The following is a 20,753-nucleotide window of genomic DNA, read 5'->3' as shown; positions in this document are numbered from 1 at the left end:
AAATAAGTTTAATGGAAAATACTAAGGGTAATCATGGCCAAATTTTGCTGCGAACATAATCCTGACACATTAAAAGGGTAAAATTGAGGGAAAAAGCTCTTATACTTTAATAGTTAGCATATACAAAATGATTCCACTATAATTCAGGAAGGAGGAATCCTTAAATGAAGAAAATTTTAGTAGTAGAAGATGAATTGGCCATTTCAATGGTATTGAAAGCATATTTAGAGCGTGAAGGTTTTAATGTAGTCCAAGTATACGATGGGCTAAAGGCCATTCCTGTATTTGAAGAAACGACGCCGGACCTTGTCCTGCTTGATGTCATGCTGCCGGGAAAAGAAGGCTGGGATATATTGAAGGAAATCAGGGAGGACAATACATGCCCGGTTATCATGTTGACGGCACTGAATGATGTCGATTACCGATTATCCGGATTTAAGTCAGGTGCGGATGATTACATCTCTAAACCATTTGTTGCCGAGGAAGTCGTGGCACGGGTCCATGCCGTTTTAAGGAGATCCTCGACTGTTGTTGCGGTAGATGATCATGTACATGAGTTTGGGAGTTTAACCATCGATGATCAGTCTTATATGGTGCATTTGAATGGGAAAGAAATAAGTTTGACGCCACGTGATTTATCTCTTCTCATTTTTTTCGCTAAGCACCCTAATCAAATTTTTACGAGGGAGCAGCTGATCGATCAAGTGTGGGGCATGGATTATGATGGCAGTGACCGTGCCGTGGACCTGGCGATCAAACGAATCAGGAAGGCAATCGATGCATGGCCTGCAGCTGAAGGGGAAATAAAAACGTTGCGCGGATTGGGGTATCAATTGAGTGTCTATGAAAACTAAAAAAAGAACCACTTTACAACGTTATTGGACGAAGAGGTACGTATTGACCTTGATTTCAGGTTTAATATTATTGTCTGTTTTTTCCCTATGGTGGATGGAAAAAACAGCTTTGGAATATAGGCTTAGCCTCCTTAAGTACTTGGCTGATGAAACATCAGATCGGGCGATAAAGGAAAATGGACAGATAGTTGTTGGTCCGGTCCTTTCGGAGATTGTTGAGGAAAGGGAAAAAATCCTTCATCTGAACCAACAGCCGATCATCTATATCGTCGACACGGATGGCAGCATCATTTATACGATGCCTCAGTTGTATATCGATCCGGATGAAAACAAACTTCCAGACGTCATTATGAAAAATAGGGAATTAATTCAAAAGGTCAAGATTTCCGACAACAAAGTATATGTCGTCAAATCCCCCATTACGTTTAATGATGAGACGAGAGGGTGGGTGGTCATCGCACAGGAAGAAGCGGCATTAAAGGAAATCAACCAAGATCATGGCTTGCTGGCAATCATGATAGGAGGCCTTTTAATTCTTGGAACGGGAGTCATTTATTTTCTTTCGAGGCAGATTTCGCGACCAATCCAAGACGTAGCTAATGCCGCGGTCCAGGTACGTGAAGGCAACTATGATATCCATTTCAAAGAGGAAGAAGAAATAAAGGAAGAAGAAATTTATGAACTGATCGAATCATTTAAAGAAATGACCAATCGATTGAAGGCGATGGAGAAGCTACGGGCGGAATTACTCGCTGGTGTAACCCATGATTTGAAAACGCCTGTCACTTCCATTAGCGGACTCATACAAGCGGTTAAGGATGATGTCGTTACGGGAGAGCAGAGTAAGGAATTCTTGGATATTTCCTTAAAGGAAACCCAGCGGCTACAAGATATGATAGAAGATTTACTTAATTATAATGCCATATCTGCAGGCGCTTTTAAAATTCGAGTGCAACGGGAGAATATCAATAAATTCATCCAGGAAATCGCCTATCGCTGGCAAGTAACCCAGGATGATGATCAAGCGTTCGAGCTTGTTATAAAAGTTCCTGATGAACCAGTCTTTGGTCAAATAGATCCATTGCGGATGCAGCAAATTGTCATTAACCTTTTGAATAATGCCAGGCATGCTCTTGATGGCAACGGGAAAATAGCAATTCACCTTTATGAAAAGGAGGATGATCGAATCTGCATTGACGTCCAGGACAGTGGCCGAGGAATCCCGAAACATGAACAACAGTACGTGTTTGAACCATTTTATCGAGGTGAAAGCAAAAAGTTGAAGGTACGTGGTTTAGGTTTAGGGCTGCCATTCAGCAAGATGCTAGCAAAAGCACAAAATGGGGATCTTGTACTGAAGGATAGCGATGAACAAGGCACCGCCTTTACGATCATTGTAGAGAAGGCGAATCAAATATAAAAAAAGGGTTGTCCAATTTAATGGACAACCCTTTTAGTTAAGCACCTGAGTGTTTAATGGTTTAAGCCAATTGGGAGATTGCTCGCCATAATTGGACATGACGGACCTTTCTTGGAAGGAAGCGTCCCATTTCTTCTTCATTATATCCGGCATGCAAGTTCTTATGGTCGAAAATGATCGGCCGGCGAAGTAAATCCGGATTATCTTGAATAAGCTTGCAAAGATCGTTAAGTGGTGTATTATTTATATCGATATTCAGGCTTTTGAATTTTTTAGAACGGGTTGAGATGATTTCATCTGTTCCGCCTTCTGTTTTACGTAAAATCTCTTTTATTTCTTCTATAGAAAGAGGTTGAGAATATAGGTTGCGTTCATTGTATGAAATTTCGTTTTTCTTAAGCCAAGCTTTTGCTTTACGACAGGCTAAACTGCTTGGAGTAGTATAAATTGTTACCATTTAAAATCGACTCCTTCAAAGTTTCAAGTTTATTGGAATGAAATTATTTTTACATTTGTGATACTCTTACTTTAACGTTTCTTTGTGTCAGCAAGATGTCAAGAAAAATAAACTTAAATGTTATTTTAAAAAGAAAGGGAGAAAACGAAATGAAATCTGCCTTTAATGAAACAAACTCGGTGATAATACAGAACAAGGATATACATACGTTGATATTTAACATGGATGCGAGGATAGTATCATGACAGAGGATTTTTGGTCACCTGTCAGGTTATCGATACAGGTAGCAGGACTAGCGGGCATCCTTGTGTTCTTTTTGGGGATTATCCTTGCACGATTGATGGCTAAAAAGAAATTCAAGGGAAGAGTCCTGCTTGAAACCGCATTTTTATTGCCGCTTGTTCTGCCACCCTCTGTCGTAGGTTTTTTATTGATTGTGATTTGGGGTAAAAACGGGGTGCCAGGCCAATTCATTGAAATGGTTTTTAACCAGCCGATCATGTTCACGTGGTGGGCGGCAGTCATTGCATCTATCGTTGTAGCTTTTCCCCTTATGTACCAATCCGCTAAAACAGGCTTTGAGGGAATAGATGAGGAAATAGAAAATGCAGCAAGGGTTGACGGGGCCGGCGAGTGGAGATTGTTCCTGAGTGTATCCCTTCCATTGGCGGTCAAATCCATCGTCACAGGTGCCATATTGAGTTCTGCACGTGCATTGGGGGAATTCGGGGCGACACTCATGTTTGCCGGAAACATTCCAGGCAAGACACAAACCATACCAACCGCGATTTATATTGCCATGGACTCCGGGAATATGACATTAGCTTGGCTGTGGGTTGCCGTGATCATTGTCATTTCTTTCATTATGCTTTTTGTGGTGACGTACATTAAATGAATGGTTTCTCTCCTATATGCTTATGAAAAAATAAGGTGCGGCTTCTATGTCTTCTTTATGGGTGAAGCCGTTTTAATATTGCGGAAGAGGGAGATTATTGTTTCTTATCAGTCTGTGTTATAATCGACAAACAATATGATCTAATGAAATGAGGAAGAAATTTGTTAACATTTGAAGAAAAATTAAGCATCATTGAGACTTTCCCGGAATTACAGCGAAAGGACGTTTCATTGGGACGTGTGAACTTTCATTATCCAGGGAGTGTCCAGGAGAAAAAAATCGTTGTTCAGCACTTGCATCCTAATGGAAATGGATTCGTTTACGCAGGGCATATGAGAAAAAAAGACACTGACCGTAAAGGGTTTATTAATATACGTGATTATAATGAAGCGGAATTAAAGGAATTGATCCAAAAAAGCATGGATTACCTATCTGAACCTCCGATTGAAATCGAAGAAGAGGAAAACGAGTTCGCTAGGTTAGAAGGAACATGGATTGGTCAAGAAAAACAAGAGCTTTCGCTTATTAGAGAAGATCAGCTCTGGAACGTGTACTCTGGTTCGAATTTGGAGGAGTGTTTCGAGAGCCCGATCGAGGCGGAGCGCTACTTACTAGACGAGGGATTCCGTCAAAGCAAGAAGCGAAAAATGTAGAATTTTAGGTTAATTTGTCGGTTGATTTACTGTGATATTCGTGTTTTTTTTTGATTTACCATGATATAATATGGGTAATTATTTTTGTTCGGTATAAGTTTGATAGAAGGATTTACTGTTATAGGATTCCTCTTGAAACATTATCCAGAACCAAAAATAGTAATAAAATGGATTTTTCCAAACACAGGAGGAACTATCATGGTACAAGGTAAAGTAAAATGGTTTAACGCAGAAAAAGGTTTCGGTTTCATCGAAGTTGAAGGCCAAGACGATGTATTCGTACATTTCTCAGCTATCCAAGGCGAAGGCTTCAAAACTCTTGAAGAAGGCCAAGAAGTTTCTTTCGAAATCGAGCAAGGCGCTCGCGGACCACAAGCAGCTAACGTTCAAAAATAATTGAACGCTTATAAAAAAGACTCCATTCTGGAGTCTTTTTATTTTTCATTAAAAGGGAAACATTGATTAATCCTCTTTTTTACTGGCCATTTTCTTTAGTACTTCATCCAATTTTTCTTCAATCCGTTTAGAACGATTAAAATGACGTGACAGGTATAACACGATGAATATAACGAATACGAAAAGTGCTAGCATAAAAAGTATAGGTAGTAACTGAGTGATATTAGCCATGAATATCTCCTTTTTCCTTCATTATACTTCATGTTTAATCGTACTATGATATAGGCAGCTAAAGTTTTTATAAAGTGACTGAAAGGGATATGCGAAAACGCATATCCCTTTCAGTCAGTTCTGGAATAGTGAGGCGAACTTCTTAAGTCTGGACAAGTCTGATTCTTGATACATCTGTTCTATTTTCAATGTCACCAATAACTGGCTCTTGGCAAATAGCATGTCCCGGAAATGATCGACCGCCCCGCAAAAATGATTATAGTTGGTTTCACCAGTTCCGAAGACTCCCGTTTTCAGATGAGCAATAGGCAGCTGTTCAAGTTCTTTATAAAGGGCTGCTGATTTAGCAGGGAGCTCTCCATTACCCCATGTATAGGTGCCGACGATCAAGGCATCGTAATCAGGCAATGTACGTAAATCGAATTCATTTATTCGATATAGTCCAGCTTCAGGTAAAAGGGAGGCGATGGCTTCAGCAAGCGCTTTTGTATTGCCGCCGGCTGAATGATAGACAATGGCAACTTTAGAGCTCATCGAACCCATTGCTGGCATTTACTTGACTGTATGTCCTGGACTTCTGCTCGAAGAAATCGGTTTTGGTAAGGCCGATGGATTCATCATCGAACGTTTTGATCCATGGCATCGGGTTCTCGCTATACTCTTTATACAAGTTCTCAAGCCCTAGCATGCGCAGTCGTTTGTTGGCAATGTATTCGATGTACTCGTTGAATTCTTCCAAGTCGAGATCTGCTTTGGTTTGGATATCCTCAAGCATATACTCAGACCATTCTTTTTCAAGTTCGACGGCTTTTTCAATCGTTGTATAGATGAATTTCGTGTTTTCTTCATTATTTAACTCCGGGTATTCATACATCAAGATTTGTACGAGCATTCCGATGAAATCGAAGTGAACCATTTCATCGCGATGTATATAGGAAATCATCGTAGCCGAACCAGTCATTAGGTTTTGACGCCCTAAGTTGTAATAGAAGGCGAATGCCAGGTAGAAATAAATACCTTCGAGGTTCGTGGAATGGATGAGTGCTTCAAATAAGTGTTGAGGACTAGGATCGTCCACAAACGTTTGATAGGCATCCACAATCGGTTGATTCCGCTTTATCACTTCAGGGTGTTCTTTAATGCGATCGAAAAGCTGTTTTTGCTTGCCTACCGGAATCAAGGAAGCAAGGATATAGGAATAAGATTCATTATGAATAGATTCCTGCTGGGCCATGTTGGCCAGGATCGCTTTTGCTGCCGGGTCTTTGATGTAACGAAGGATTTCCACTAAAGTCGGCGTTTGAAGGCTGTCCATTCCTGCAATCATCGTAAGGATATCAAGGAAAGCATCCTGGATATCTTCATCTAATTCGCCCCACTGCTTTTTATCCTGAATCATGTTCACGCTCGAAGGCTTCCAAAAGTTATTGATGAGTTGTGTATACGTATCATAGAATTTTTCATACTGAATATCGTTCCAAAGGAGAAAGCCTGAAGCTTCCCCTTTGAATACGCCCGTTGCTTTAGTTGGATGCGTAGGTTCGAGCATCCGGATTTTTTTGATATGATTGGCCATTCGTAAAACTCCTTTAAAAATAGATTACTGATTTGATCGTTAACTTGAGCAACTTTCGCAGGCATTATCATATTCAGATGAAGTGGAACGAACATAATATGTTGATTTCAATCCGCTTTCCCATGCTGTTAAATGGATATCCAATAGAACTTTAGCCTTGATTGTGTTGTGGACATACAGGTTAAAGCTGATAGCTTGGTCAATATGACGCTGACGGGCTGCATTTTGTCTGATGCTTTCCAGTTGGTCCAAGTTAAATCGTGTTTTTTTATAATATTCATACGTATTAGGCGTCAATCCGGGTGCTGTCACTTTGAATTTGAAGTTTTTCTTTTCTTCATAAAATTCAATTTCATACAAGGGATCGATGCCATCCGTGGAATTACCGATTTTAGCGGTCGATGAATTGGGGGCGATGGCCATTAAATATCCATTACGGGTCCCATGTTCCTGTACGTTTGCTTTTAAATCGATCCATTTTTGATCCGTATAGTCACGCAGTTCGAAATATTCGCCTGTATGCCAATCCGATCCTTCGAAATATGGGTATGACCCTTTTTCCTTGGCCAACTCATTGGATGCCTTGATTGTTAAGTAAGCGATCTTTTCGTATAAAGCATCGGCATATTGAACTGCCTCATCAGATTCCCAATAAATATTCTGGGTAGCAAGTAAATGATGCCATCCAAATGTTCCTAAGCCAATTGCCCGGTAACGTTTGTTCGAGATGGATGCCTGCTTGACCGGAAGATTATTCACATCAATGACGTTATCCAGCATCCGGATCTGAATGGGAATCAACCTTTCCAAAACATCACTGCTCACCGCACGGGGCAAGTTGATGGATGAAAGGTTGCAGACAACGAAATCACCGCTTTTACGAACTACAACGACATCGCCATCTTCCGTTTCGTATTCATCCGTGATCGTCGAAGGACTTAAGTTTTGAGCTATCTCTGTGCAAAGGTTAGAACAATAAATCATACCCTTATGTTTATTCGGGTTCTTCCGGTTCACTTCATCGCGGTAGAACATATATGGAACGCCTTCTTCTAATTGGGAAATCATGATGCTTTTCATGATTTCCATCGCATTGATTTTTTCAAAGCTATAATTTGGAAGAATGCCATTTTCTGCTGCCTCGACGGCAAGTGCGTAATGTGTCCTGAAGCTTCCTTCACCTTTCTTCTCGTCATAAAGATCTTCAAGTGAGAATCCAAGTGTTTGCTTGACGGTGTGCGGGTCGAACAGATACCATTCTTTTCTGTCGCGTACAGCCTCCATGAATAAATCAGGTATGCATACACCTGTAAAAATATCATGGGCTTTTAATCTGTCATCCCCGTTTTGCGTCTTCAAATCAAGGAAGCTCATGATATCTTTATGCCAGGCATCCAAGTATATCGCGATGGCACCTTTACGTTGACCCAATTGATCGACACTGACAGCTGTCTGGTTGAATAGTCGAATCCAGGGTGTTGTGCCGGAACTATTTCCAGAGAAGCCACGGATATCAGAACCAAGCGACCGAATCTTTCCTACATAAAGTCCGACACCACCGCCGAATTTAGATACTTTTGCAGCATCGTAGTTAGATAGATAGATGCCGTCAATGGAATCTTCGATGGCATCGATAAAGCAAGAGCTTAACTGTCCGTGTGTTTTACCGGCATTCGATAGTGTAGGGGTCGCAACAGTCATATAAAGATTGGACATGGCCCAGTAAGCTTCTTTTATAAGTTGCAGGCGGTGCTCCGTTTTTTCCAATCGCATGATTTCCATCGCGATGATCATGAAGCGCTCTTGAGGCAGTTCATAGACCTTGTCTCTTTTTGGGCGGGCTAGGTAGCGATCGTTTAATAAGTAGATGCCTATGTAAGAAAAAAGTTTATCTCTTTCCGGGTCAATCATCGAACCCAATTCCTCGATTTCAGCTTTCGTATAAGAAGCTAGCAGTTCTGATTTATAAATGGGATACCGCTGGCCATCTTGTAGTTGGGAGAGTTCCGAAATCAGTTCATAAAATGGGCCATAACTCATGCCTTCATAACCTCGATTGGCTTGTGCATCCCTATACATCGTATTCAACAGTTCTGCAGCAGCAACGAATGTCCAATCTGGAGCATCGATATCCACACTTTCAAGAGCAAGCTGAATCAGTTTTTTTGAAGCCTGTTCTTCGGTTGAGTCACTTTTGCGATCAAGCCATTTTGTAAAACGCTTTTTGAACTTTTCCATATCGAGACGGCCTTCGAATTCCTTCGATAACATTTCAAGCTGAATGGAGTTCGTTTCGGTGTCATTTTCGCTTATAATAGAGTTATATGTTTGAGTCATTAATAATCCTCCTTGTAAAAATCCACTAAATAAAAAAACCGCCCAATGAATTGAGCGGATCAAACGATAGAATAAAGAGCCATGAAAAAATAGCCGTTAAACTATCGTTTCATCATCTCAATCCCCGAAGAATAAGAAACGTGAAAAAATCAAGGCAGGTCTCCTGACTCATGATCATCCTACTTTGAGTCCTTCCCGTATAGAGAGCTATACAGTGGTTTTCTCATTTCGTCACATTTACAGTTGCGGGGACAGTTCCGGGTTTGCACCGGATTCCCTTTTCAGCCATCACTGGCACCTTGGATTATAAAAAATTCTATATATAGTTAGTAGTGTTGTTTGTGTAATCAATATCTAGTATTTCTGCTTATATTATCGTAAGCCATATACGATGATAATTCAACTAATATATTTGAGAAAAACCAACCCTTATCTATTGACAAAGTGAAGGTGGAGGGAAAAGGAATGAAAGATTTTATTGGATAATGGACAATTCAAGCACTGAATTTACGGGCATTTGTGTTAAAATAAAGTGTATTGTAAAGGTGGCTCTCCTTTATTGCGCTGAGGGGATTCGCGGAAAAATATTTATGAAAAAGGAGATAAAATCTTGGAAAAAGTATTAGTTTTTGGACATAAAAACCCGGATACAGACACAATCTGTTCAGCAATCGCATATGCAGATCTGAAAAAGCAACTAGGTATCAACGCTGAACCAGTTCGTCTGGGTGAAGTGAATGGTGAAACTCAATTTGCGTTGGATCAATTTAATTTCGAAGCTCCTCGTCTTGTGGAAAAAGTGGCAGGGGAAGCGGATGGCGTGATCCTTGTCGATCACAACGAACGCCAGCAAAGTGCTGAAGATATTGACCAAGTCCGTGTGCTGGAAGTTATCGACCATCACCGTATCGCTAACTTTGAAACAAGCGATCCTTTATATTACCGTGCGGAACCAGTTGGCTGTACGGCAACTATTTTAAATAAAATCTATAAAGAAAACGGAATTGAAGTCCCTAAAGCAATTGCAGGACTTATGCTGTCTGCCATCATTTCCGATTCTTTATTGTTCAAATCCCCGACCTGCACAGAGCAAGACGTTGCAGCAGCTATGGAACTGGCTGATATTGCAGGAGTCAATGCCGAAGCATATGGCTTGGAAATGTTGAAGGCGGGAGCTGATTTAAGCGACAAAACGATTGCCCAGCTAATCACTCTTGATGCAAAAGAATTCTCCATGGGAATGGCTAAAGTGGAAATAGCCCAGGTGAATGCCGTAGATCCGAACGAAGTGCTTGCCAAGCAAGCCGAATTGGAAGCAGCAATTGAAGAGGTCATCTCTGTGAAGGAATTGGATTTATTCCTATTCGTTGTAACGGATATCTTGACCAATGATTCTGTTGCCCTTGCTCTTGGAAAAGCTGCGAATGCAGTGGAAAAAGCATATAACGTCACATTAAACAATAACATAGCCGTCTTAGAAGGCGTTGTATCGCGTAAAAAACAAATCGTGCCGATTTTAACGGACACATTAAGTAAATAATAGAGAAAAAGGGGTGCTTTTCGGGCACCCTTTTTCATGCGCAAAAAAAGACCCAAACACTCCCATATAATGGTGTTTGAGTCTTTTTAACTTAATTCAAAGCATCCTTCTCTTTTTCATAGGCGATGACAATCAGTTCTTTATTGGCTTCCTCGCCAAGTTTGCTTTCAAAGTTTTTCAGTTCATTCAATAAATCAGGTGACAGATTTGCTGCCGAATAATCCTGTTGGGATGTCATGAATTTTTCGCTCCTTCCAAATAGTTTTCATGTATCTATTTTGTCGGTTTGAAACGTTTCTATTCAGCAGAATTTTACTTCTTCAAGATATTTTACTTTCTGTAGTGGCGAGTTTTTCAAGCAATAAGGAACTTTCATGATCAAGACCTTGCACTTTGACGGGTGTACCGTGAAGCTGATATTTAAGAACAATCTTATCAACGGCACCGACAGCAGAAGCATCCCATATTTTAGATTGGGAAAAATCGATGATGATCACATCTGCTTTCTCCTTAGAATCGAACTTCGAAATAAAGTCCTCCACTGAAGCGAAAAATATTTGCCCGCTGATACGATAAATGATTTTCTTACCCTGGATGTCTGCCGTTTTCTCCACGGTCACTTTAGAAATTTTTGCTGAAAAGAAAATCATGCTCAAAAGCACTCCAGCAAAAACCCCTTTTGATAAATCATGCGTATAAAGAACAATGAGAACCGTCACGATCATCACGGCTGAATCCGTCTTTGGAGCCACCTTGAGCCTTTTTAGGGAGGACCAGTCAAATGTTCCGATGGAAACCATGATCATGACCGCGACAAGTGCAGCCATCGGTATTTTTATAAGGACGTCATTGAATACCACGATTAATACCATAAGGAAAGCGCCAGCTACAAATGTCGAGAGACGGCCCCTTCCTCCTGACTTAATGTTGATACCGGATTGACCGATCATTGCACATCCTGCCATGCCCCCAAAACATCCGGCGATGATATTAGCAATGCCCTGGCCTTTAGCTTCCCTGTTTTTATTGCTGTCCGTGTCAGTCATCTCATCGACTATTTGGGCCGTCAACAAGGATTCAAGCAACCCGACAAACGCAAGGGCTATGGAATAAGGGAAAATGATCGCCAAAGTTTCTAAGGTCAAAGGGATATCTGGAAGCATGAACATCGGAAGTGCTTCTGTCAATTGTCCGATATCCCCAACCGTCCGCACCCCAGCACCCGTAGTAACTGCGACAATTGTCATGAATATGATGGCGACCAATGGCGAAGGGATGACTTTCGTGATCAGTGGAAAAAGATAAATGATAGCTAATGAAACAGCCGTCATGACATACATGATCCATGTCTCACCTACGAAATGGGTGAGCTGTGCCGTGAAAATCAAGATGGCTAAAGAATTCACAAAACCATTCATGACTGGCTTTGGGATGAACTTCATTAATTTCCCGATTTTTAAGACCCCTAGTAAAATTTGCAGCAAACCAGTCAGTATTGTTGCAGCAAGTAAATAGTTCAGACCGTGATCTTTAACAAGATCGACCATGACGAGTGCCATTGCTCCAGTGGCAGCCGATATCATTCCTGGCCTACCGCCGACAAAAGAGATGACAATGGCAATACAAAATGAGGCATATAAACCAACCATTGGGTCAACACCTGCAATGATCGAAAAGGCGATCGCCTCTGGAATCAATGCCAAGGCTACGACAATACCAGAAAGAACATCTGCCCTAATGTTGCCTGACCATTCTTGTTTGTATGCAGATGTATTCAAAGAAACACTCCTTTTATGTGTGTGAATTTCATTTTTTAACGCACTAAATTATAGCATGAGTCCTTCTTTCTATCTATATGGATTATTGAAACGGCAAATCAGGGGCTATTCATGTCTTATCATTTACAGGCGGTCGGCATAAGGGGGCAGGGTGTGTAAGATAGCTTTTGTTTATCGGAACGATGTACTTGTACCTATTAACCTTACATGGGAGTGATGAGGGTAGAACTGGCGAGTTCTATCAATTTCTAGGAGAAAGGAACCCATCAAGTGAAAAGGGACTAATTGTCCTTATGAATAATACTTGATTTACATTTTGTACATGTCACTTCTTTATAATGCTTGAATCTGATCTTTCGAAGGTCGCTTCTGGTCAACATGGCGAAAACATTATATCTTGTACCGCATGCACACGTATTTTTATCTTTAACAATGTGCCTCTCATCCGTATTAGCTGAATAAATGGTTGGAAAAAACATATATAACCCTCTTTTTTCTAATTTTAGGCAAATTAAAAATGGGGCAAGAAATAATTAATTAAACGATCTAATCAAGATAAATCTTGGCAACCCGGCTGCCATGACAACTAAGTTGTTGGTTTAGGCCCGTGGCTTTGCGTCTTTTACTTTCATAAAATTTGCCTATAATAATCTTAACATAAAATGTGATGCGTTTTTGAGGAGGAATAAAAATACTTATCAGTTTATGGTTCAAGTCTAAGGGGTGAGGAGGTCAAAGAAAAGTGATATCACTGCCTGTATCGGAATCCAGTTAGAGGTATCTATCTATCACTACATAAAAAAGCCTGCTTCCATCTGGAAGCAGGCTTTTTTGCGAAAAATGATCAATGTGATCTGGCTAGCTCTGGATTGCGGTGCATCGCGAAATAAAGGACAAGTCCAGCGATGAGAAGCAAGGTGCTGGTCGTGATGAAAACAGCGGAGAATCCATAGAAACCAGCGACCATTCCGCCCATTGCAGGTCCGATGATATTGCCTAAAAAGCGTAGACTCGTATTGTAACCAAGGACTTCCCCCTGCATTGCTACGGGTGCTTCTTGGCGAATGTAGGCAATCCTTACAGGAATGATGCCCCCTATTGCCATGCCTAGTATGAAACGTACAATGACAAGCTGCCAAAAATGATTGATGAAGGCACCAGGAAAGTAGACAAGTGCGGTCAGAAAAAGTAGCAGCACAAGGATCTTCACATGTCCATGCCGATCCCCAATTTTGCCCCAATGACGCGCCATCAATAAATTTCCAAGTCCCGCTGCAGAAAAGGCGATTCCAGAATAAAATCCAAGATTGGAAGTTCCATGCAACTCACCAACATATAAAGAAAGAATGGGCTGGATGCTGAAATGGGCAACTTGAACAAGTGTCGAAATGAGCATGACATTCACCAGGATGGGATTCCGTAAGATATGCGAGAGTACCTCTCTGCTTGTATAGCTCGACTTTGTTCCCTTTTGACGTTCCATTTGGTATTCCTTTGTTGCAAAAACGAGCAGTCCAGAAACGAAAATGGTGATCGAGGTGAATTTAAATGCGGTTGAATAGCCGAGTGTGTCGGCAAGTATGCCGCCAAGCAATGGTCCGAAAAGTGAACCGGTTATATTTCCCGTTTGCAGCGTTCCCAGTACGCGTCCGGCAATTTCTTTCGGAGTCTGGGTTGATATGAAGGCCTGTGACATGGAAATGAATCCAGTGAATATTCCTGTGAACATCCTTAAGACGAATAGCTGCCAAACATTTTCGACGAATCCCATCAAGAAAATGGACAGCCCCATCCCAAAGGCACAGACAATCAAGATTTTCTTTCTCCCATACCGGTCACCGATCCGTCCCCAAACAGGAGAAAATAAAAAGGCAGTCACAAAAGTGATTCCGAATGTCCATCCGGACCAATGCTGGATATATTCAGTAGAATAATCGCCGAATGTACCAATGTATAAAGATATGAATGGAAGAACCATTGTCATGCTTCCGCCTATGAAAAAATTTGCGAACCACATGATGAATAAATTCCGTTTAGCAATTTTATGAGCATTCATTTTACATGCAACACTTCTTTCTTAAAAATACTTCGGGTTCCTAAATAATAGTATACAGAAATTAACTAATTTATTAAATGTATTTGACTTTGGTTATAGAATTTGACTTTGGATATAGAATTTGACTTCGGATAAAATAGTAGGTTTTTTAATGAATGTGCAAATGTTATAATGTGAAAATATTGATTTTTCAGAAAAATTTATTTATTTACAAATTAAAGGAGTTTATAACATGTTAACTATTCTAGGATTTTGCATGATTTTAACGTTTCTGGTCTTAGTCATCACAAAGCGTCTCTCCGTAGTCGTCGCTTTTATTTTTACGGCGATAGCTTTTGGTTTGATTGGCGGGTTTGCGTCCGAAATGGGAGAAATGATGGTCACAGGTATTTTAAAGGTGACACCAACGGCTGTCATGATTGTTTTTGCTATTTTATATTTTGGTTTAATGATTGACGTTGGTTTATTCGAGCCTATGATCGCTAAAATTTTGAGTTTTGTAAAAGGTGATCCGCTTAAGGTTGTCATGGCGACAGCCATCATAACCATATTGGTAGGTTTGGATGGAGACGGTTCATCCACATTCATGATCACCGTTTCGGCCATGCTGCCGCTTTATATGAAATTAGGGATGAACCGACTCGTATTGGCCTGTGTCGTTGGTTTAGGTGCAGGAGTCATGAATATGATTCCTTGGGGAGGTCCGTTGGTAAGAGCGGCCGCGAGCCTGCAAGTTGAAGTATCGGATTTATTCATACCGCTTATTCCGGTCATGATTTGCGGTCTTTTATGGACCCTGTTTTCGGCATATGTACTTGGCAAAAAGGAAAGAGAGAGAGTAGGAGTCAGTTCGATGGAGACGACCATGCCACCCGGTATGAGCGAACAGGCTGCAACTGCAGAAACCACATCTAAACGACCATCTAAGCTTTTTTGGTTTAATTGGCTCTTGACGATTTTACTGATGGTATTGTTGGTGATGGAAGTGCTGCCAATCCAAATCTTGTTTGCCTCCGCTTTTGCGATAGCATTATTTGTTAACTTTCCGAATCCACAAGAACAGCAAGAAAGGATTTTAAGTCATGCCAACAGTTTCGTGATGATCTGTACACTCATTTTCGCTGCAGGGATTTTTACGGGTGTATTTACAGAAACAAAGATGATGGACTCGATGGCCGCGTCCATCGTAACCGTCATTCCGGATTGGCTCGGGGCACATTTGCCACTGGTGGTGGCGCTGACGAGCATTCCGATGGGGTTCATTTTTTCACCTGATGCCTATTACTTCGGCATTCTGCCTATCATCAGTGAAACCGCCTCCAACTTTGGTATTGCCCCTGTAGAAATCGGAAGGGCGGCTTTATTAGGTCATTCGACCACAGGGTTCCCATTATCGCCATTGGTACCTGCAACATTCATATTGATAGGCCTTGTAGGCGTGGATTTTGGGGATCACCAAAAATTCTTGTTTAAATGGGCGTTTGGGACAACCATCATCATGACGATTGCAGCCATTACTTTCGGTGTCATCACTTTGTGAAAATGGAGCCCATATGCCTTAGGGGAATATCGTTGACTGTGAATTTAGTAATAGGTTTACTCTCACTAGTGAAATCTATTTTCCTATTTAGCCCGCTTTTTGTTTATTCTTCCATAATAGTGGAAAGTAATAAGTAGAATATACATATAAGAGAGCGAGGGTATTTATCATGAACTATAAACAAAAACTTATGCTTCCCATGTGTGCTGCCTTTATACTGTATGGATGTAATTCCGCGGATGATACAGATCAGGCCGGCAAAAATGCCGAGGACATGAATACAGTGGGACAAGGAACACAAACAGATGTAGATCCCCAGGTGAAAGCGGAAGTAAAAGATGTTGAAGGTAAAAAATTAGGTACTGTCAATTTTACCGCGGAAGAGAATGCTGTAGTGATCCAGACAGCTTTGGAAGGTCTAGAGCCAGGCTATCATGGCTTCCATATTCATGAAAACGCAATATGTGAGGTGGATGCCAAGGATGGCCCTTTCACTACAGCGGGAGGACACTTCAATCCAACTTCTGAAACGCACTCACATCATGCAGGGGATATGCCCCCTCTATTTGTAAAAGAGGATGGGACGGCAAAATATACGGCAACATTGGATAATATGACGATAGATCAACTGAAGAAAGAAGAGTTAGCTGTCATTGTTCATGCAAATCCAGACAACTTTGCCAATATTCCTGACCGATATGAAGCCAATGGAGAAAAGGGACCTGATGAAGATACCTTGAAAACTGGTGATGCGGGAGATAGACAAGCTTGTGGAATAGTTGTAAGTGCAGAAGAAAAATAAATTTAATGGAAACAAGAGAGAGAAATTCTTCGAAAGAGGAATCGCTCAGGTTGTAGACAAAAAGGTTTCGGAATGGTCTCATTCCGAAACCTTTTTGATTTTTTATTGGATTTGAAGCAGCTATAGAGAATAGTGACCTCTCCAAGTCTAGTTGGCGACCTTCTTCTCATTCATGGCAGCGAAAGTAAGTATCGCCTGCATCGACAATTTTTTAATTCCCTTAAAGTAGTCCAACCTATACCATGCTTTTCTTTTGCATCTGTGAGTACACGCTCTATCGTTTCTTTGCGTTTCACATATATAGGTCTTACCTCTTCATGATGACGATCTGCTTCTTTCCAATATTCTTGCCAAATATAGCGTGTCACCACTTTCTGAAGGTCTTTACTTTCTGTACACTGTGATAAAAATGAACAAGCCGCACAAATGGATTTCAATGGTTTTTTACTCAGGATAGCCCTCTTTATTTGTTGTTGGGTACTTTAAAAATCTCGCCCGAAGCAAAAGGGATTCTATCTCAATGTTAAAACAAGTTGATTGGAACGTAAGGTACGAGACTCCTGCGGGAATATGCGTCCAAGGGAGACCCCGCAGGCGCAAAGCGAGTGCCTGGAGGAGAATTTGTCTACAGTCTGGGCGAGTCTTAGAAAGAGGAATCTCTTTTTCTTGGAATATCAAGAAAATCATAATTAGTAGGATTAGATGATTTAATTTTAAAAAATCTGAATGAAGAAAGATGCAGCCAAATAAATTCTAAACTTCCGATTAGTGTTGCAAGAAGCTTTAAAATGATTGGGTTTGAGATGGGGTATGAAGCTCCCTTTAGGAGTTAGTGGGTTATTTCTTTCTTTTTATGATTAAAGAAGGTTTTTTCTATTTTGATATAGAAGTAAGAGAGTAAGGAATATTGCGGTTAGAAAAAGTTTATCGTGAATCTAAGCAGTGAGATGAAGAAAAAGGCTCAGGTTTAGTATAGGGAAATAAGATTTAGTTTCTTTATGAGGGGATTGAATGAAGGATATTGAAAAAACCCGAATAGGGAACATGTCCACTGATTCGGGTTGCTTAATCATTTTGCCGTAATGGCTTCTTCGATTTTTTGTAATCTCTCAGCAACTTCTTCTTCAGAAAGGTTATGCTCGACTACATAGCGGTTACGCGGATGCACTCGGCATTCGTGGGTACAGCTGCGCATATGTTTGTGTTCGTTCTCTTCACTGCAAAGGATTTTCTTGTTGCATTCAGGGTTAGCGCAATTGACATAGCGTTCACAAGGTTCACCGGAATAAATATCGCGTCCGACAATGACATGTTCCTTTTGATTGATAGGTACGGCAATTCTTTCATCGAATACATACATTTGGCCATCCCAAAGCTCACCTTGGACTTCGGGGTCCTTCCCGTATGTTGCGATGCCGCCATGCAGCTGGCTAACGTCCTCGAAGCCTTCTTCGACAAGCCAGCCGGAGAATTTCTCACAGCGGATACCGCCTGTGCAATACGTAAGGATTTTTTTTCCTTCGAACATTTGTTTATTTTCCCGGACCCAATCCGGAAGTTCACGGAAATTCGTGATTTCTGGCTTGATTGCACCCCTGAAATGTCCTAAATCAAATTCATAGTCATTTCTGGCATCAAGGACGATCGTGTTTTCATCTTGCATTTGCTCGAAGAATTCCTTCGGGCTCAAGTATTGGCCTGTCATCTGGTTCGGGTTGATGTCATCTTCCAATCGAAGCGTGACAAGTTCATTGCGTGGACGAACATGCATTTTTTTGAAAGCATGGCCATCAGCCTCATCTATTTTAAACACGATATCGGCAAAGCGGGAATCGCTTTTCATCATGTCCATATATTGGTTGGTTTGTTCGATCGTACCTGAAACAGTTCCGTTGATACCTTCTGATGCCACCAAGATACGGCCTTTCAATTCAAGGGCTTTACATGCCTCAAGATGCTCGGCTGTAAATTCTTCGTGATTCTCGATAGGTACATACAAATAATAAAGTAATACTCTATATGGTTTTGTTTCCATTTTTTATTTACCACCTATGTTTTATATTTGCAAGATATAAAGGGTGATCATCTAGACACTTTTCTCTTACAGACAATCATTATACCAAGAAAACGTAAAAATGATAAGGGCATGTAGAAAAATCAAAAGGAGTTGTGTAGAATGTTCAAAGATTTACTGAGATATCCAATCATTCAAGCACCGATGGCAGGAGGGGCTTCCACTCCAAAGCTTGCGGCTTCAGTATCCAATGCAGGAGGATTGGGCTTTCTTGCCGCTGGCTATAAGACTGCCGAAGATATGAAAGCAGAGATAGCGCAGACGCGTCAAATGACCGAGCGACCATTTGGCGTGAATGTTTTTGTGCCTGGTCATGAGGTGGTGGATGAAAGGTTATTATCTGCCTATCATGAAAAAATTGAAAAAGAGGCAAAGAGTGTGGGGGCTGCGATTGGAAAGGCCGACAGCGATGATGATGATTGGCAAAATAAATTAACTGCATTAAAAGAGGCCCGGATGGCGATCGTCAGTTTTACGTTTGGGTGTCCTTCATCTGATGTAATAAGCGAGCTCCAAAGCGTCGGTACCCTTATTGTCGTGACAGTAACCAACCTTCAGGAAGCAAAAAAGGCAGCGGATGCAGGTGCGGATGTGCTATGTGTTCAGGGCATTGAGGCAGGGGGACATCGTGCCAGTTTTGAAAACCGCACAGAAGATGATTACGGTCTTTTAGTATTGATACGGATGATTGAAAATGAACTGAAGTTACCTATCATTGCGGCGGGTGGACTGATGCATGGAAAGGATATCGCTGCCGTGCTCGCAGCAGGAGCAACAGCAGCGCAATTGGGAACAGCTTTTCTTCGCTGTCCCGAAAGCGGGGCAAGTCCCGTTCATAAAGAAGCTCTCGGAAATCCGCGATTTACTCGGACCTCAGTTACCCGGGCCTTCAGCGGCCGAAGGGCACGCGGTTTGGTGAACCATTTTTTAACGGAATATGATAGCGTTGCACCAACCGCCTATCCTTATGTCCATCACATGACCAAGCAAATGCGAAAAGCGGCAGGACAAAAAAACAATCCTGAACTGATGGCTTTGTGGGCAGGGCAGGGGTTTAGGTTGAGCAGGGAGCTTCCGGCATCCGAATTGATGGAACTCCTTTTAGAAGAACTAAAATGAGGGAAGGGTTTGTGTGGAGATAAGAAAACTAGATATGGAAGAGTCACCGCCGATGCACTTGTTGCTTTTGGCAGATCCTTCAAGGGAATTGGTAGAGGCATACTTGGGAAGTGGAACATGCTTTGTTGCCGAGATGGATAAGCAGATGATTGGGGTGTATGTTTTGCTGCAAAAAGGTCCTGAACTGATAGAGATAATGAACATTGCGGTGGATGAAAGGCTCCATGGAAGGGGAATCGGAAAACGATTGATAGAACATGCCATTCACTATGCAAGGAAACAAGGTTATAAAACGATTGAAATAGGAACTGGAAATTCGGGGATAGGGCAGCTTGCCCTTTACCAAAAATGCGGTTTTAGAATAACTGGGGTCGATCGCGATTTTTTTAATAGAAACTATTCCGGGGCCATATATGAAAATGGGATTCAGTGCCAGGATATGATTCGCTTGTCACAAAGTATTTAGACTAGCACTGATCATCCAAGTTTGACTTAAAAGCTTTACAGTCAAAAGTGCACGTCGAATTGCTTAGGGGGAATGAGCTTGTTCTTTGGAGATATGATTTATCTTCTTTTTGCTTTGCTAATGCCGCTTTTATTTGCGATTGGCGTTTTCATATTCATTCGATCAACGAAAAGTCAAAAGGATTCTTTTTTGAAAATTGAATCGAATCATAAAGACCCACATGAAAAATAGCAAGCGAAAAGAGTGCCAAAATAATGAACTGCACCCCAATTGTTAGACAACATCTAACAATTGGAGGTGCAGTTTTTTTGACTAAATATACGATAGACGAAAAATTACATGCAGTTTTAGAGTACTTAGAAGGGAAAAAATCCTATAAATCCATTGCACAAGAAAGAAATGTAGGTTTATCCGCTCTGAAAAGATGGGTCGCTCGCTATCTAAAACATGGGATGGAAGGACTTGCTTCATCCTATACAAATTACACTCTGCCCTTTAAACTAGAGGTACTTAAATATATGAACGAATATGGGGCATCAATCAACGAGACCGCTGTACA

General features: G+C 41.2%; 21 protein-coding genes, 1 pseudogene and 2 riboswitches. Of the genes and pseudogenes, 12 read left to right on the top strand and 10 right to left on the bottom strand.

All coding sequences use genetic code 11. From position 1 onward, the window contains the following. Positions 1-164 precede the first annotated feature (164 nt). Both LQ203_RS08245 and LQ203_RS08240 read left to right on the top strand, forming a co-directional pair. Positions 165-854, top strand: a complete 690-nt coding sequence (locus tag LQ203_RS08245) for a response regulator transcription factor (RefSeq protein WP_230157121.1) — start codon at positions 165-167, stop codon at positions 852-854. Continuing rightward, complete coding sequence (locus LQ203_RS08240; RefSeq protein ID WP_230157413.1) at positions 844-2,274, top strand: HAMP domain-containing sensor histidine kinase; 1,431 nt, start codon at positions 844-846, stop codon at positions 2,272-2,274. Before LQ203_RS08245 ends, LQ203_RS08240 begins: the two co-directional genes overlap by 11 nt. A 61-nt stretch (positions 2,275-2,335) precedes the next feature. On the opposite strand, the gene spx is transcribed toward LQ203_RS08240, so the two are convergent. After that, a complete protein-coding gene (spx, locus tag LQ203_RS08235; protein ID WP_057912582.1) occupies positions 2,336-2,731 on the bottom strand; it encodes a transcriptional regulator Spx in 396 nt (131 codons plus the stop codon). Between the two features lie 241 nt (positions 2,732-2,972). On the opposite strand from spx, the gene modB reads away from it, so the two are divergent. From modB to LQ203_RS08220, 3 genes are all read left to right on the top strand, one after another. Beyond that, positions 2,973-3,626, top strand: a complete 654-nt coding sequence (gene modB / locus LQ203_RS08230) for a molybdate ABC transporter permease subunit (protein ID WP_230157119.1) — start codon at positions 2,973-2,975, stop codon at positions 3,624-3,626. Positions 3,627-3,787: 161 nt separating this feature from the next. After that, positions 3,788-4,279, top strand: a complete 492-nt coding sequence (locus LQ203_RS08225; RefSeq protein WP_230157117.1) for a hypothetical protein — start codon at positions 3,788-3,790, stop codon at positions 4,277-4,279. Positions 4,280-4,477: 198 nt separating this feature from the next. After that, positions 4,478-4,675 (top strand): cold-shock protein, encoded by a 198-nt coding sequence (locus tag LQ203_RS08220; RefSeq protein ID WP_028393295.1) that lies wholly within the window; start codon positions 4,478-4,480, stop codon positions 4,673-4,675. A gap of 66 nt (positions 4,676-4,741) precedes the next feature. On the opposite strand, the gene LQ203_RS08215 is transcribed toward LQ203_RS08220, so the two are convergent. The 4 genes from LQ203_RS08215 to LQ203_RS08200 form a co-directional block, all read right to left on the bottom strand. Continuing rightward, entirely contained in the window at positions 4,742-4,906 is a 165-nt protein-coding gene (locus LQ203_RS08215) for a hypothetical protein (RefSeq protein ID WP_230157116.1), read from the bottom strand. A gap of 114 nt (positions 4,907-5,020) precedes the next feature. Continuing rightward, positions 5,021-5,440, bottom strand: a complete 420-nt coding sequence (locus LQ203_RS08210) for a flavodoxin domain-containing protein (protein ID WP_230157115.1) — start codon at positions 5,438-5,440, stop codon at positions 5,021-5,023. Beyond that, positions 5,430-6,482: a ribonucleotide-diphosphate reductase subunit beta gene (locus LQ203_RS08205; RefSeq protein ID WP_230157114.1), complete on the bottom strand. Its 1,053-nt coding sequence runs from the start codon at positions 6,480-6,482 to the stop codon at positions 5,430-5,432. Before LQ203_RS08205 ends, LQ203_RS08210 begins: the two co-directional genes overlap by 11 nt. A gap of 39 nt (positions 6,483-6,521) precedes the next feature. Beyond that, the gene (locus LQ203_RS08200) at positions 6,522-8,819 is read right to left on the bottom strand and encodes a ribonucleoside-diphosphate reductase subunit alpha (protein WP_230157113.1); all 2,298 of its coding nucleotides are present in this window, start codon (positions 8,817-8,819) and stop codon (positions 6,522-6,524) included. Between the two features lie 135 nt (positions 8,820-8,954). Beyond that, positions 8,955-9,136: riboswitch (cobalamin riboswitch) on the bottom strand. A gap of 293 nt (positions 9,137-9,429) precedes the next feature. Here LQ203_RS08200 and LQ203_RS08195 point away from each other — a divergent pair. Then, on the top strand, positions 9,430-10,359 hold the full coding sequence (locus tag LQ203_RS08195; RefSeq protein WP_230157112.1) for a manganese-dependent inorganic pyrophosphatase: 930 nt from the start codon (positions 9,430-9,432) through the stop codon (positions 10,357-10,359). A gap of 91 nt (positions 10,360-10,450) precedes the next feature. On the opposite strand, the gene LQ203_RS08190 is transcribed toward LQ203_RS08195, so the two are convergent. The 3 genes from LQ203_RS08190 to LQ203_RS08180 all read right to left on the bottom strand — a co-directional run bounded on the left by LQ203_RS08190 (position 10,451) and on the right by LQ203_RS08180 (position 14,193). Continuing rightward, complete coding sequence (locus LQ203_RS08190; RefSeq protein WP_230157111.1) at positions 10,451-10,597, bottom strand: hypothetical protein; 147 nt, start codon at positions 10,595-10,597, stop codon at positions 10,451-10,453. An 82-nt stretch (positions 10,598-10,679) separates the two neighbouring features. Beyond that, the gene (locus LQ203_RS08185; protein ID WP_230157110.1) at positions 10,680-12,137 is read right to left on the bottom strand and encodes a SulP family inorganic anion transporter; all 1,458 of its coding nucleotides are present in this window, start codon (positions 12,135-12,137) and stop codon (positions 10,680-10,682) included. A gap of 561 nt (positions 12,138-12,698) precedes the next feature. Next, positions 12,699-12,789, bottom strand: a riboswitch (cyclic di-GMP riboswitch). A 192-nt stretch (positions 12,790-12,981) separates the two neighbouring features. Next, the gene (locus LQ203_RS08180) at positions 12,982-14,193 is read right to left on the bottom strand and encodes an MFS transporter (RefSeq protein WP_230157109.1); all 1,212 of its coding nucleotides are present in this window, start codon (positions 14,191-14,193) and stop codon (positions 12,982-12,984) included. A gap of 232 nt (positions 14,194-14,425) precedes the next feature. On the opposite strand from LQ203_RS08180, the gene LQ203_RS08175 reads away from it, so the two are divergent. Beyond that, complete coding sequence (locus tag LQ203_RS08175) at positions 14,426-15,733, top strand: citrate:proton symporter (RefSeq protein ID WP_230157108.1); 1,308 nt, start codon at positions 14,426-14,428, stop codon at positions 15,731-15,733. A 169-nt stretch (positions 15,734-15,902) separates the two neighbouring features. Further along, on the top strand, positions 15,903-16,535 hold the full coding sequence (locus LQ203_RS08170; RefSeq protein WP_230157107.1) for a superoxide dismutase family protein: 633 nt from the start codon (positions 15,903-15,905) through the stop codon (positions 16,533-16,535). Between the two features lie 147 nt (positions 16,536-16,682). On the opposite strand, the pseudogene LQ203_RS08165 reads toward LQ203_RS08170, so the two are convergent. Both LQ203_RS08165 and LQ203_RS08160 read right to left on the bottom strand, forming a co-directional pair. Further along, positions 16,683-17,033 (bottom strand): annotated as a pseudogene (locus tag LQ203_RS08165) (transposase); the annotation flags it as partial. Between the two features lie 571 nt (positions 17,034-17,604). Then, positions 17,605-18,570, bottom strand: a complete 966-nt coding sequence (locus LQ203_RS08160) for a rhodanese-related sulfurtransferase (protein WP_230157105.1) — start codon at positions 18,568-18,570, stop codon at positions 17,605-17,607. A gap of 141 nt (positions 18,571-18,711) precedes the next feature. On the opposite strand from LQ203_RS08160, the gene LQ203_RS08155 reads away from it, so the two are divergent. The 4 genes from LQ203_RS08155 to LQ203_RS08140 form a co-directional block, all read left to right on the top strand. Next, on the top strand, positions 18,712-19,728 hold the full coding sequence (locus tag LQ203_RS08155) for a nitronate monooxygenase (protein WP_230157103.1): 1,017 nt from the start codon (positions 18,712-18,714) through the stop codon (positions 19,726-19,728). Positions 19,729-19,762: 34 nt separating this feature from the next. After that, on the top strand, positions 19,763-20,194 hold the full coding sequence (locus LQ203_RS08150) for a GNAT family N-acetyltransferase (protein ID WP_230157411.1): 432 nt from the start codon (positions 19,763-19,765) through the stop codon (positions 20,192-20,194). 78 nt (positions 20,195-20,272) lie between these two features. Further along, positions 20,273-20,425: a hypothetical protein gene (locus LQ203_RS08145; protein WP_230157101.1), complete on the top strand. Its 153-nt coding sequence runs from the start codon at positions 20,273-20,275 to the stop codon at positions 20,423-20,425. A 77-nt stretch (positions 20,426-20,502) separates the two neighbouring features. Beyond that, positions 20,503-20,753, top strand: a 251-nt coding sequence (locus tag LQ203_RS08140) for a transposase (RefSeq protein WP_230157100.1), incomplete at its 3' end; no start/stop codon positions are given.

The organism is Peribacillus sp. Bi96 (genome assembly GCF_918698115.1).
Classification (GTDB): Bacteria; Bacillota; Bacilli; order Bacillales; family DSM-1321; genus Peribacillus.
This window is presented reverse-complemented; position numbering and strand designations above follow the sequence as displayed.

Coding starts and splice junctions, on each gene's coding strand:
- LQ203_RS08245 (WP_230157121.1), top strand. CDS start 165: ATGAAGAAAATTTTAGTAGTAGAAGATGAATTGGCCATTTCAATGGTA.
- LQ203_RS08240 (WP_230157413.1), top strand. CDS start 844: ATGAAAACTAAAAAAAGAACCACTTTACAACGTTATTGGACGAAGAGG.
- spx (WP_057912582.1), bottom strand. CDS start 2,731: ATGGTAACAATTTATACTACTCCAAGCAGTTTAGCCTGTCGTAAAGCA.
- modB (WP_230157119.1), top strand. CDS start 2,973: ATGACAGAGGATTTTTGGTCACCTGTCAGGTTATCGATACAGGTAGCA.
- LQ203_RS08220 (WP_028393295.1), top strand. CDS start 4,478: ATGGTACAAGGTAAAGTAAAATGGTTTAACGCAGAAAAAGGTTTCGGT.
- LQ203_RS08215 (WP_230157116.1), bottom strand. CDS start 4,906: ATGGCTAATATCACTCAGTTACTACCTATACTTTTTATGCTAGCACTT.
- LQ203_RS08210 (WP_230157115.1), bottom strand. CDS start 5,440: ATGAGCTCTAAAGTTGCCATTGTCTATCATTCAGCCGGCGGCAATACA.
- LQ203_RS08205 (WP_230157114.1), bottom strand. CDS start 6,482: ATGGCCAATCATATCAAAAAAATCCGGATGCTCGAACCTACGCATCCA.
- LQ203_RS08200 (WP_230157113.1), bottom strand. CDS start 8,819: ATGACTCAAACATATAACTCTATTATAAGCGAAAATGACACCGAAACG.
- LQ203_RS08190 (WP_230157111.1), bottom strand. CDS start 10,597: ATGACATCCCAACAGGATTATTCGGCAGCAAATCTGTCACCTGATTTA.
- LQ203_RS08180 (WP_230157109.1), bottom strand. CDS start 14,193: ATGAATGCTCATAAAATTGCTAAACGGAATTTATTCATCATGTGGTTC.
- LQ203_RS08175 (WP_230157108.1), top strand. CDS start 14,426: ATGTTAACTATTCTAGGATTTTGCATGATTTTAACGTTTCTGGTCTTA.
- LQ203_RS08170 (WP_230157107.1), top strand. CDS start 15,903: ATGAACTATAAACAAAAACTTATGCTTCCCATGTGTGCTGCCTTTATA.
- LQ203_RS08160 (WP_230157105.1), bottom strand. CDS start 18,570: ATGGAAACAAAACCATATAGAGTATTACTTTATTATTTGTATGTACCT.
- LQ203_RS08155 (WP_230157103.1), top strand. CDS start 18,712: ATGTTCAAAGATTTACTGAGATATCCAATCATTCAAGCACCGATGGCA.
- LQ203_RS08150 (WP_230157411.1), top strand. CDS start 19,763: ATGGAAGAGTCACCGCCGATGCACTTGTTGCTTTTGGCAGATCCTTCA.